Source organism: Pseudomonas sp. MF08831 (genome assembly GCF_059862645.1).
The window spans coordinates 425,211-437,084 of sequence record NZ_JCBCUX010000002.1 but is presented as its reverse complement, the minus strand read 5'-3'; the positions used below and the strand labels follow the sequence as shown (position 1 = coordinate 437,084).

The 11,874-nt window shown below is 59.3% G+C and carries 12 protein-coding genes and 1 tRNA gene; 4 read left to right on the top strand and 9 right to left on the bottom strand.

Annotated features, from left to right (window positions below; translation table 11 throughout):
- Positions 1-3: 3 nt before the first annotated feature.
- Both AC19YS_RS05310 and AC19YS_RS05305 read right to left on the bottom strand, forming a co-directional pair.
- Positions 4-79: transfer RNA gene (locus AC19YS_RS05310), tRNA-Thr, on the bottom strand.
- Between the two features lie 127 nt (positions 80-206).
- Positions 207-440, bottom strand: coding sequence for a DUF2790 domain-containing protein (locus AC19YS_RS05305; RefSeq protein ID WP_500601122.1), 234 nt, complete (start codon positions 438-440; stop codon positions 207-209).
- A 435-nt stretch (positions 441-875) separates the two neighbouring features.
- Here AC19YS_RS05305 and bcsQ (AC19YS_RS05300) point away from each other — a divergent pair, with 435 nt between their 5' ends.
- Together bcsQ (AC19YS_RS05300) and bcsQ (AC19YS_RS05295) are read left to right on the top strand one after the other, a co-directional pair.
- Complete coding sequence (gene bcsQ / locus AC19YS_RS05300; RefSeq protein ID WP_500601121.1) at positions 876-1,742, top strand: cellulose biosynthesis protein BcsQ; 867 nt, start codon at positions 876-878, stop codon at positions 1,740-1,742.
- 186 nt (positions 1,743-1,928) lie between these two features.
- On the top strand, positions 1,929-2,834 hold the full coding sequence (gene bcsQ / locus AC19YS_RS05295; RefSeq protein WP_500601119.1) for a cellulose biosynthesis protein BcsQ: 906 nt from the start codon (positions 1,929-1,931) through the stop codon (positions 2,832-2,834).
- A gap of 240 nt (positions 2,835-3,074) precedes the next feature.
- Here bcsQ (AC19YS_RS05295) and AC19YS_RS05290 read toward each other — a convergent pair whose 3' ends face one another.
- The 5 genes from AC19YS_RS05290 to AC19YS_RS05270 all read right to left on the bottom strand — a co-directional run bounded on the left by AC19YS_RS05290 (position 3,075) and on the right by AC19YS_RS05270 (position 7,237).
- Entirely contained in the window at positions 3,075-4,262 is a 1,188-nt protein-coding gene (locus AC19YS_RS05290; protein ID WP_500601118.1) for a methyltransferase, read from the bottom strand.
- Positions 4,243-4,932 (bottom strand): ABC transporter permease, encoded by a 690-nt coding sequence (locus tag AC19YS_RS05285; protein WP_106577455.1) that lies wholly within the window; start codon positions 4,930-4,932, stop codon positions 4,243-4,245. The genes AC19YS_RS05290 and AC19YS_RS05285 overlap by 20 nt, the downstream gene beginning before the upstream one ends.
- The gene (locus AC19YS_RS05280) at positions 4,932-5,624 is read right to left on the bottom strand and encodes an ABC transporter permease (RefSeq protein ID WP_106577456.1); all 693 of its coding nucleotides are present in this window, start codon (positions 5,622-5,624) and stop codon (positions 4,932-4,934) included. Before AC19YS_RS05280 ends, AC19YS_RS05285 begins: the two co-directional genes overlap by 1 nt.
- 73 nt (positions 5,625-5,697) lie before the next feature.
- On the bottom strand, positions 5,698-6,450 hold the full coding sequence (locus AC19YS_RS05275) for an ABC transporter substrate-binding protein (RefSeq protein ID WP_003187758.1): 753 nt from the start codon (positions 6,448-6,450) through the stop codon (positions 5,698-5,700).
- 13 nt (positions 6,451-6,463) lie between these two features.
- Positions 6,464-7,237: an ABC transporter ATP-binding protein gene (locus tag AC19YS_RS05270; protein ID WP_106577457.1), complete on the bottom strand. Its 774-nt coding sequence runs from the start codon at positions 7,235-7,237 to the stop codon at positions 6,464-6,466.
- A gap of 554 nt (positions 7,238-7,791) precedes the next feature.
- Here AC19YS_RS05270 and gabP point away from each other — a divergent pair.
- Positions 7,792-9,192, top strand: coding sequence for a GABA permease (gene gabP / locus AC19YS_RS05265; protein ID WP_500601115.1), 1,401 nt, complete (start codon positions 7,792-7,794; stop codon positions 9,190-9,192).
- Between the two features lie 141 nt (positions 9,193-9,333).
- On the opposite strand, the gene AC19YS_RS05260 is transcribed toward gabP, so the two are convergent.
- Together AC19YS_RS05260 and AC19YS_RS05255 are read right to left on the bottom strand one after the other, a co-directional pair.
- Positions 9,334-9,747 carry a hypothetical protein gene (locus tag AC19YS_RS05260; RefSeq protein WP_106577459.1) on the bottom strand — a complete coding sequence of 138 codons (414 nt, stop codon included), beginning with the start codon at positions 9,745-9,747 and terminating at the stop codon, positions 9,334-9,336.
- Between the two features lie 72 nt (positions 9,748-9,819).
- Positions 9,820-10,728 (bottom strand): alpha/beta hydrolase family protein, encoded by a 909-nt coding sequence (locus AC19YS_RS05255; protein ID WP_200624274.1) that lies wholly within the window; start codon positions 10,726-10,728, stop codon positions 9,820-9,822.
- A gap of 170 nt (positions 10,729-10,898) precedes the next feature.
- Between AC19YS_RS05255 and AC19YS_RS05250 the strand changes: the two genes are divergently transcribed.
- Entirely contained in the window at positions 10,899-11,864 is a 966-nt protein-coding gene (locus AC19YS_RS05250; RefSeq protein ID WP_500601112.1) for an arsenic resistance protein, read from the top strand.
- Positions 11,865-11,874: the final 10 nt, after the last annotated feature.

The window sequence follows — 11,874 nt, the reverse complement described above, 5'->3', positions numbered from 1 at the left end:
GTATGGTGCCGGCACCAGGAGTCGAACCCGGGACCTACTGATTACAAGTCAGTTGCTCTACCAACTGAGCTATACCGGCGTGTTAGGGCGACGATTATAGCGATTGGCAAGCATCTGTAAACCCCTGAATTCTGACTATTTTTGCAGAGGCGAAGGTTTTTTTGCGATCACTGCTTTTTCGTCGTCTCCGGGGCCTCAAATCAGCCTCAATTTCCGTCCCCGCAAGCGTCGGTAAATTTCATGTAGTCCAACACCTGTGTCTGGCCCTTCGAATCCAGGTAGGTCATTCGCGCATTCACCACGCCGCAGCCCGAGCGGGCGTCTTCGGTGGTTGACAGTACGCGTTGGATGTCCGGCTTTTGGCTTGCCTCGGCATGGGCGCCGAAGGTCAGGGCAAGCAGGCCTAAGGCAATGCAGTGTTTCCAGTTGTTCGGGTTCATGGTGCTGTCCTCTGGGGCGTCAATGGTGGCGTGAGGTCATTGAATGCCTTGCAGGTATCTGGGCTGTGTCTCGCAGACTCGGTTTTGTCTCGTTATGTGTTGGCCTTAGATTTATGTACTTGCTGATACGAAAGAGGTTTGAGAGCGGTTTTCATGAATCACGAGCTGGTCAAAAAACACACAAATAATACTTAGTGTGTTGATTTAAAACATAATATTTAGGTATTGGCTTGCAGCCATAAAAATGGCGCCATGCCGCTCATCTGAAAGGAATTCGTTACAAACACCAAAATACTGACACCATCAGTGTGATATCACACAATGCGCGCCTTAATTGATCAGCGATGAGAACGGGAGGAGCAGTCAGTGGGGCGTGCAGATCACATTTCAAAACTTTACACCGCGCTGGCTGAACCCTGTTTGCGCGAGCCCTCGGTGGCCGAGCCTTTACAGCGCTTGCTGGATCAATTGAACCAAGGGGCGGCCGCTTCTGCTCACCCACCCCAAGTAGTAGAAAGCCCGCGTGGCGAGGTGTATTCGCACGCCTCGGCGCCCAAGGTCGTGGTGGTGGTTTCTGCTACCGGCGGCGTTGGGCGCAGCACGTTGGCCGCCGCGCTTGCCAGTGGTTTGCAGCGCCAGGGGCATCCAGCGCTGGCGCTGGACCTGGACCCGCAAAACGCGCTGCGTCATCACTTGTGCCCGGGGTTTGATCTACCTGGCCTGGGGGCGACCAGCTTGCTCAATCAAACCTGGCACGCCTTGCCCAAACGAGGGTTTGCCGGGTGCCGGCTGGTCAGCTTTGGTGAAACCGACGCCGTGCAGCAACAAAGCCTGAATCGTTGGCTGGGGCAGGATCTCGAATTTCTCGGCAAGCGTTTGGCCGGCCTCGGGCTCAATGGCCAGGACACGGTGGTCATCGACGTCCCTGCGGGCAACACGGTGTATCTCGGCCAGGCAATGTCGGTGGCGGATGCGGTGCTGGTGGTGGTTCAGCCGGACGCGGCTTCGTTTCGCCGATTGGCCAAGATGGACGAAGTGCTCGCGCCCTACCTTGCAAGTGAATCGCCGCCTCAACGGTTTTACGTGATCAATCAGGTCGACGGTGCTCACGCGTTCAGCCAGGACATGGCGGGCGTTTTCAAATTACGCCTGGGTGATGCCGTGTTGGGTACGGTTCAACGCGATCCCTCGTTCAGCGAAGCGCAGGCTTACGGTCGAGACCCGCTCGACCCAGTGCTTGATAGCGCCGGATGCCAGGACGTGAATGCGTTGTGTCGGGCGTTGAGCGCGAGAATGCGTTAAAACGCGCACGGCCATTAATTTGACTATTTACCGTTTGTCTAAAAAACAACCAGTCAAAACATCAAAATAATGACACTTCGCCGCACCTGTCACAGAATGCGTCACTAAGACGCCAATAATAAGACCTGCGGTAAGTGCCTGCTTGCCGACCTTCACGTCTTTACGCTGCGTCGTGAGGAGTAGGCCATGAGCCTGAGTGAAGAGCTTTTGACGTTGTTCGGCAAAAACGTCACCCACGATGCCCAAGGCATCAATGCGCGCATGCACTTTTTCGGCAGCGTGCCTTCCGACCCATCCCCCCACGCACACCCTCAAGCCATTGATCTGGCAGCACTGCGCCCGAAAATCGTCGCGCTGGTGTCGATGAATGGGGGTGTCGGCCGAAGCACATTGGCCACAGCCCTGAGCAGCGGCCTGCAGCGCCACGGCGAATCAGTGGTGGCGTTGGACCTGGACCCGCAGAACGCCTTGCACCATCACTTCGGCGTCAGCGCGGCGCTTCCCGGTATCGGCCGCACCAGCCTGGAGCATGGGCAGTGGAGCCCGTTGCAACAGCTTGGTTTCGCCGGTTGCCAAGTACTCACTTTTGGCGATATCGATGTCCAGCAGCAGGAAAATCTCGAGCGCTGGCTCAAGCACGAGCCGACCTGGCTGGCTCAACGCCTCTTGTCGCTTGGCCTGAGCGAGCGGCAAACGGTGATCATCGATACGCCGGCTGGCAACAACGTCTACTTTCATCAAGCGCTGAACGTTGCCGACGTGGTGTTGGTGATTGTGCAGGCGGATGCCGCGTGCCTTGGTACGCTCGATCACTTGGATGTATTGCTTGCGCCGCACCTTGCCGGTGAGCGCCCGCCTGCCGTGCATGTGGTGGTCAATCAGGTGGATGAGAGCAATGCATTCAGCCTGGACATGGTTGAGGCCTTCAAACAGCACCTCGGCAAGGCTCCGCTGGAGGTTCACCGTGACGTGGCGATCAACGAGGCGCTGGCGTTTGCCGCCGACCCGTTGGATAACGTCGCGAAACACCTGGCCAGCGACGATATCAACGAAATTTGCCGGTTGTTGAAGGCGCCCAAAAGAACGGCTTAAGCGTGGTTTATATGCTTTACGCCAGATGCTTATGCACAATCGGTTGGTCGTGGGTGTCACGAAACAGCCATTTTGTGGAGCCGTTCTCAACACGCTGCAACTGCCTGTTTTGCGTGCATTTTATAATGTGAACAAAAAATGACCAGCTTGGCTTTTGGCCTGTAGCGCTGATAGTTACAGCGCTCGTAAAGAATTCATCAACAGACTTATCCACAGGGCGCGTGTAGGAAAATTTGCCCCTTAATCGCGCTCAGCCACCACCATCAAATTACGCGGGGTCAGCGTGGCTTCGCAGAAGCGGCCTATCTCAACGTTGTAGCCCTGTTCGAGCAGAAAAAGTGCCCGGTCCAGCACCAGCCACATCTCCAATGGGCGCCGAAACAACCCACGCACCAACTCCAGGTTTCTGACCTCGGCCAGCCGGCGCCAGCCCTGCGCTTCCAGCGCCTGCCAATCCTGTTCACCTGTGGATAAGCCTTTAAGGCTCGCCAGCGCTTGGCAATAGTCTGCGAAAGGTTGATCCAGCCAGCGGGCGGGCAAGGACGGCGTGGGCAAATAGTCATCGCAGTCGCGCAATTGCCGCTGTAACTGATCGAAGCCCAGGCGTCGGGCCATGGAGATATCCCGCTGTTGGCGTACGCGGTTGCCGGCAGTGACGGTTTCGCTCAACGGCAGGCCCAGGTCATCAATCGATAGCCGTAATTGCGATGCGCGTGCGGCACTGGATACGGCTTGATAGCTGTCGGCGTTGATGCGGTTGTAACAGCAGGGCGCCAGTGCCAGTTGCTTGCAACCAGCCGCGCTGGCCAGTTGCAGCAGGCGCACGTGCAGGTCGCCGCAGGCATGCAGGGCGACGGGTGTGTGTTCGGGGCTGAGTGCCACCTGGGCCATCACGTCTTGCAGGCGATGGGTGACGGGCAAGCGGTGGTGGTCGCTTAATGCCTGGCCGGAGGCGATCAGCGCCGGGTCGTGTTCCAGGCACGTCAGCTGTTGGCCGGGTTGCAGCAGTCGGCGGCCAAGGTGGCCTTTGCCGGCGCACCAGTCCAGCCAATGGCCGGGCGTGTGGGTGAAGTTGAGTGCGGCGCCGAAAGCTTCTATCTGTTGCCATTTGCGACCCGGCACGTCGACATTCAATCGATGACGCGCCGGCTGCAGCGTCCGTGTCGGTAACCTGTCCACGGCACTGAGCTGAAGCGCCTGTTCGGCCAGCTGTGGAAAAGGCGCAGGCGCCGGCAGGTCGTGAGGCCAGTTGTGACAGCTTTCGGCATCGGCCAAAGTGCGCTGGCGTAACCACTGGGCAAGCTCGGGATACTCGCGTTCCCAGGGTAATTGCAGATGCGTAAAGGGCCGTGGTCGCCACAGCCCTTGGTGCTCGATCAGGAACGCATCCAGCGCCGCGAAGCGCGCCTCAACGTCCCTGGCAAGCATCGACGCGCAACCAGCGTTCGAGCAGTTTGAAGCCGCGTACCAGGATGTAGGAAATCAGCAGGTAGAACACGCCGGCGGTGAAGAACATCTCAACTGTCAGGTAGTTGCGCGCAATGATGGTCCTGGCCATGCCGGTCAGCTCCAGCAAGGTCACAGTGCTCGCGAGCGAGCTGGCCTTGAGCATCAAAATGACTTCGTTGCTGTAGGCCGGCAGGCCGATGCGGGCCGCACGCGGCAGGATGATATAGAACAGCGTTTTCGGCTTGGACATGCCCAGCGCGCGCGCCGCTTCGATTTCGCCCGGCGGGATAGCCTGGATGGCGCCGCGCAATATCTCGGCGATATAAGCCGCCGTGTGCAGGGTCATGGTGGCCGTGGCACACCAGAAAGGGTCGCGCAGATACGTCCACATGAAGCTTGCGCGCACGGCGTCGAATTGGGCCAGGCCGTAATAGACCAGGAACAACTGCACCAGCAACGGGGTGCCGCGAAAAAAGAAGATATACGCGTAGGGCAGCGAACGTACATACCAGCGCTTGGACGAGCGAGCGATACCCAGCGGGATCGCCAGGATCAGCCCGAGAATCACGGCAATGCCAACCAGTTCCAGGGTCAGAATGGCGCCCTGGATAAACTTCGGCAGCCACTTATAGATGACTTCCCATTCCATTACGTCGTCCTCACGAAGCCGCGGGCGGCGCGTTTTTCCAGCACGTGCATAGCGACCATCGACAGCGACGTCAGCCCCAGGTAAATGAACGCGGCGACCAGATAGAAGGTGAACGGCTGTTTGGTGACGGTGACCGCGATCTGGGCGTGGCGCATGATTTCTTCCAGGCCGATGACGGTGACCAGCGCGGTGTCTTTCATCAGGATCAGGAACAAGTTGCCCAGGCCCGGCAGGGCGATGCGCCACATCTGCGGCATGATCAGACGGGTGAAGATGCGAAACTTCGACAGGCCCAATGCCACACCGGCTTCGCGATGGCCCTTGGGAATAGCGATGATCGCGCCACGTAACACCTCGGTGGCGTAGGCCCCGAAACACAGGCCCAAGGCGATCACGCCGGCCGCGAAAGCGCTGAGCGACAGGTCGGGGATGCCGAGCATTTCACCCAGGCTGCGCATCGCATTGATCGTGCCGAAATAAATCAGCAACACCCACAACAGTTCCGGCACGCCGCGAACGATGGTCGAGTAAACGCCGCCAAGCCATTGCAACGGCTTGTACGGGGACGTCTTGGCCAAGGCGCCGGCAAGGCCCAGCACCAGCCCCAGGCATAAAGCCGTGAGTGCCAGTTTGACGGTCATCAGCGCGCCGGCGGCGAGCGCCGGGCCGAATCCGTAGAGATCGAAATTCATGGTGTTTTCATATCGCGGCAGGCATTGCTAAAAGCCGACGCGCTCAAGCAGCGCGTCGGGCAGGCCGTTCAGATCATTCGATGCTGAACGGGAAGTACTTGTCGTTGATCTTTTTGTAGGTGCCGTCTGCCTTGATCTCTGCCAAGGCTTTGTTCAGGCGCTCGCGCAGCGGGTCGCCCTTGCGCACGGCGATCCCGATCTTGTCGCTTTCTACAACGGGGTCGCCCTTGAATTCATAGGCCGAACCGTCTTTGCTCTTGAGCCATTCGTACTGCACGTATTTGTCGGCAAGGATGCCGTCAAGGCGGCCAGACGTCAGGTCGAGGTAGGCGTTTTCCTGGGTGTCGTAAAGCTTGGCCTCGGTGTCCGGCAGCTTGTCTTCCAGGTAGGTACCGGCCAACGTCGCGCGCTGTGCACCGATGACCTTGCCCTTCAGGTAGGCGGCGTCGGTCTTGAAGTCCGCAGTCGCTTTAGGCGCGATGAATTGCAGCTTGTTGGAGTAGTACGGGTCGGTGAAGTCGACGGCCTGCTTGCGCTCATCGGTGATCGACAGCGAGGACACCAGGAAGTCGAACTTCTTGGCGTTCAGGGCCGGGATGATGCCGTCCCAGTCGGACACATACACTTCGCACTTCTCGACTTTCATCTTCGCGCACAGGGCGTCGCCGATGTCTTTGTCGAAGCCGACGACGTTGCCGCTGGCGTCTTTATTGTTGAAGGGCGGGTAGGCCGCTTCGATCCCCATCTTCAAGGTTTCTGCCATGGCCGTGGCGCTGAACGCCATCGAAACGGCCGCGGCCAGAAGGAATTTTTTATAGTTCTGCATGCATGTTGCTCCGTTAGCGGTTGCTGGACATGAATTGTTTGCAGCGCGCCGAAAGCGGGTTTTCAAACACCTGCTGTGGCGATCCTTGCTCTTCGACCAGGCCCTGGTGCAGGAACACCACTTCACTGGACACCTGACGGGCAAAGCCCATTTCATGGGTGACCAACAGCATGGTGCGGCCTTCTTCGGCCAGCGCGCGGATCACATTAAGTACTTCCTGGACCATTTCCGGGTCAAGCGCCGATGTCGGCTCGTCGAACAGGATGACCTTGGGCTGCATCGCCAGGGTGCGCGCAATGGCCGCCCGTTGCTGCTGGCCACCGGACAGTTGCGCAGGGTAGGCGTGGCGCTTGTCAGCGATGCCGACCTTGGCCAGCAAGGCTTCGGCCACTTCTGTGGCTTCGGCTTTGCTTTGGCCGAGCACACGGCGGGGCGCCTCGATGATGTTGTCGAGGATGCTCATGTGCGGCCACAGATTAAAGTTTTGAAACACAAAACCGATTTCGCTGCGCAGGCGGTTGATCTGTTTGCCGTCGGCGGCCATCAGCTCGCCGTTTTTCGCGGCCTTGAGCTTGAGCTCTTCGCCGGCGACCAGGATCTGCCCCTGATGCGGGTTTTCCAGCAGATTGATGCAGCGCAGGAAGGTGGACTTGCCGGAACCGGAGGAACCCAGGATCGAGATCACGTCGCCGTCGCGGGCGGTCAGCGAGATACCTTTAAGTACCTCAAGCTCACCATAGCGTTTATGCAAGTTGCGGATTTCAAGCGCGGGCGCGGCCTCGGCCATGTGCGGTCCTCATTGTGTTCATTGCATTCCTGCTGTTGGGCCGCCTTCCTAGCGAGGCGCCAAGCTAGCATAGCGTTCGGATGGCAGCCAACAGCGCTGCGGACGGTTAACGGGTGGCCTGCGGCAGGGTGTCGCATCGGCGCAGCAGCGTGTCGCGCCATCAACAACCTACAGACGTTTGAACCCGAGAAATCCACAGGCTTTGCGTAAAAAAGGGCGCGATGGTGCCAGCTTTGGGCGGGTGTTGGAAGGGTTAACCGGGCAAACGGTCCATATCAGCCCCTTTGTGGGGCGTCACGCACTTTTTGTGTGTGTTTTTGGTGCGCTTGAGCGTCTTGAATGTGGGTCGCACGGTAACGCTATAGCGGAATGCCATTGTTCTCAATGACTTGCAGCTCACGTTGAATTGTCCTACAGCCCGCGTCAATCGCGGCTCTGTAACATTTTGGCGCAAATCTTGCGTAAAAAATAAAGAACGCCCCGTTGGTTTCTTTTCACGAGAAAGATCGCAGGCCGGGCGGCCCGTTTTCGCAATTCCTCGTAAAGGTGTGTCAATGAGTAGTACGCAAAGCTCCAATGACCTCGAACAGGGGCTCAAACCGCGTCACGTCACCATGCTGTCGATTGCCGGCGTCATTGGTGCCGGTTTGTTTGTTGGCTCCGGCCACGCGATTGCTGCCGCCGGCCCGGCCGTACTGCTGGCTTACGCCGCTGCGGGTACGCTGGTGGTATTGGTGATGCGCATGCTCGCCGAAATGGCCGTGGCCTCGCCGGATACCGGTTCGTTCTCCACCTATGCCGACCGCGCGATTGGCCATTGGGCCGGTTTCACCATTGGCTGGTTGTACTGGTTGTACTGGTGGTTCTGGGTGCTGGTGATTCCGTTGGAGGCCAACGCCGCTGCGACCATCCTTAATGCATGGTTCCCCGATGTGGCGATCTGGGCCTTTACCTTGATCATCACGTTGCTGCTCACGGCAACCAACTTGTTCAGCGTGAAAAACTACGGTGAGTTCGAGTTCTGGTTTGCGCTGATCAAAGTCGTGGCGATTGTGGGCTTTGTGATCCTCGGCCTGGCGGCAATTTTCGGCTTCCTGCCGACCAGTCAGGTCAGCGGTGTGTCCCACCTGTTCGACACCCAAGGCTTTATGCCTAATGGCATGGGCGCGGTGTTGGCGGCCATCCTGACCACCATGTTCTCGTTCATGGGCACCGAGATTGTCACCATCGCTGCGGCCGAATCGAAGAACCCTGGCCAGCAAATCACCAAGGCCACCAACTCGGTGATCTGGCGGATTGGTTTGTTCTACCTGCTGTCGATCTTCATTGTTGTGTCGCTGGTGCCATGGAACGATCCGACGCTGGCTGCCGTAGGTTCCTACCAGACTGTGCTGGAACGCATGGGCATTCCGAACGCCAAGCTGATCGTCGACCTGGTGGTATTGGTTGCCGTGACCAGCTGCCTGAATTCGGCGTTGTACACCGCCTCGCGCATGCTGTTCTCCCTGGGTCGTCGCGGTGATGCACCAGCGATGTCCAAGCGCACAAACAAAAGCGGCACGCCTTACTGCGCGGTGCTGTTGTCCACTGGCGCGGCGTTCCTGGCCGTGTTCGCCAACTACGTCGCCCCGGCGGCGGTGTTCGAGTTCCTGTTGGCTAGCTCCGGTGCCATCGCGTTGCTGGTGTACCTGGTGATCGCGGTGTCGCAACTGCGCATGCGCCAAAAGCGCACGGCTGCGGGCGAGAAGATTGTGTTCAAGATGTGGCTGTTCCCTGGCCTGACCTACGCGGTAATGGTGTTCATCGTCGGTACGCTGACCATCATGCTGTTCCAGGAAGCGCACCGGGTCGAGATTATTGCGACCGGGATTTTGAGCTTGCTGGTGGTGCTGGCGGGGTTGTTTGTGGCGAGTCGTCGCAAGGCGCAGAGGGTAGGCGCTGCCGTACTCAATTGATGTAATGAAATGCGGTGCTCATTGCACCGCAATGCAAATGTGGGAGCGGGCTTGCCCGCGATTACGGTAGATCAGCCAGCACATCTGGCGACTGATCCACCGCTTTTCGCGGGCAAGCCCGCTCCCACATTTGGTTTTGTGTCAGTCTGGCGAGTTGGTGAGCGCTTGGGACGCCGCCACGTAATCGGCCTGAAACTCCGGCGACTCGATCCACGCCAGCGCTGCCGCCTCATCGTCACTGTCCGTCGCCCACTGTCGGTACTCGATCAGTGCCGCGAGAATGAAGTCGGTGGCCTCTTCTTCGCCTTCCTGCTCCAGCACCAGCGCCAACAACGGATGCGCCAGGAATACTGCACACAGTGCCTGCTGGCTGGTTTCGCCCGCGGTGCGCATCTCCATAAACAACTCGGTCAAATCCACCGACTCAAGGTCGATGCGGCTGTCATCGCCGGCGAACGCATCCGGCTTGGTCGCCACGCTGCGTTGGGTACGGTTTTGCTTGGCCTTGGCCTTTGCCCGGTGGGCACGTTTTTGCTGCTTGTTCGGCGAGGCCATGGGCTCAACGTCCTTGGGTACTGGGTGTGGGTGGGTATTGAAGCGCAGGTTGGGGGTAAATCCCAAGGGATTCTAAACGCGCAGACCGGGGGCGCCTTGCATCAACTCACCATGTTGCAGCCACGCCAGTGCAATCGGCCACAGCCGGTCCTGATATTCACTGCGGAAAAAGGCGAAATGCCCGACGGCTTTTTCGCCAATATCTTCAGGTGCTATGCGCAGATGCGTGCGCTCGCTGTGTTCAAAATAGCCCAGCAGACGCTCAATGGCCGCCACTGTGCCAAACGGGTCATCGGTGATGCTGATCGCCAGCAATTGCGCCTTCACGCGGGCAAACGGCAGCTCATTCAGCACCCGCCCGCTGGGGCGCGTCTCATACCTGGGGGTTGGTGTGCCCCAGTCGTGCACCACGCCGGCCGGTGTGTCCTCCAGCCAGCCCAGGCGTTTACCGGGGAAGTAGCCATACAGCGCAGTTACCAGCGGCATCACCACATGCCACTTGGCAAACATGCGCCAGCGCCCGCTGGCCTCATAGTCGCGCCAGTACGCAAACTGCGCGCCGACGGTGACGATGCGTCGAATCATCGCGCCGGAAGCGCCAAGCCCCGCCGCACAGCCTCCAAAGCTATGACCGACCACGTCAATCGGCTGCCCTGGAAACTCCCGTTGCGCGCGCTGCAGCATCGCCTCGAAATCCAGCACGCCCCAATCCGACCACGTCGCCTTGAAGCCGCGCAGCGAGCCACTGCGGGATTCGCCTATGCCTCGGTAGTCGTACGTGATGACGTCCAAGCCGTTGGCAAACAGGTAGTCGGCGAAGCGTGAGTAGTGCCGGCAGCGCACGGAGGTGGCGGCGTTGATGATGACAACCGGGCGTGTCGGGTCGGTTCTGATATGGCGCCAGGTGAAGCCGCCGATGGGATAGCCGTCGGTGGCGGGCTCACGGAATGCTTCTGGGGCTGGTCGAGTGGGCAGGTTCATAGGGCGGCTTGATCCTTGCGCTTTTGGTGTGGGCTGTAGGGCCACGCGCTTTTATAAGAAACCGAAATTAACAAATTTAGCGCGGCAGGGGCGTAACAAATATCGCGATGCTCGACCTCGGCCCCCTGAGTGCTTAGGCTTGCGATCTGTTCATCAGCCAAAGTCAGTCCATGACCCGCGACACCCTCGAACACAATCAGATCCTCATCTACTTCGTCGCCGTCCTGCTGGCGGCCGCATTCGGCGTGCTTGCGCCGCTTGCAGCCCACGGTCTTGGCGTACTGGTGACGCCTGCCATCGCGGTGCTGATGTACGCGATGTTCCTGCAAATCCCGTTTCTGGACCTGCGCCAGGGCTTGGGCAACAAGCGCTTTATTTCGGCGCTGCTGTTGGCCAATTTCATCCTGGTGCCCTTGCTGGCGTGGGCGCTGACCCGTGGCCTGGTGGAGCGCCCGGCGCTGTTGGTGGGGGCGTTGCTGGTGTTGCTGACGCCGTGCATCGACTACGTGGTGGTGTTTACCCACATCGGTAAAGGCGATTCGCGGCTGATGTTGGCGGCAACACCGGTGCTGTTACTGCTGCAACTGGTACTGCTGCCGGTGTACCTGGGTTTCATGCTGGGCGCGCAATCCGCTGTCGTCGTGGCAGTAGAGCCGTTCGTGGAGGCGTTTGTGCTGTTGATTGTGCTGCCGATGATGCTGGCGGTACTGACGACGTTCCTGGCGCGGCGCTCCAGTGTGATCAATGCCTGGAACGACGCCTGGGCCTGGCTGCCGGTGCCCGCGATGGCGCTGGTGCTGTTTGTGGTCATCGGCTCGCAGATTACCTCGGTGGTGCGCGATATCGGTGTGCTGTTGCCGCTGATGCCGGTGTACGTGGGCTTCTTGTTGCTGGCGCCGTTGATGGGCGCGCTGGCTGCGCGGTTGTTTGCGTTGCCTGCTGTGACCGCGCGGGCGGTCACGTTCAGTGCCTCGACCCGCAATTCTCTGGTGGTCTTGCCCCTTGCGCTGGCTTTGCCGGAAGACGTGCGCGGGCTGGCTGCAACGGCGGTGATTCTGCAAACCCTCGTTGAGTTGATGGGCGAGCTAGTCTACATCCGGCTGATTCCGGCACTGGTATGGCGCGCTGGTCGATAAATCCATAAAT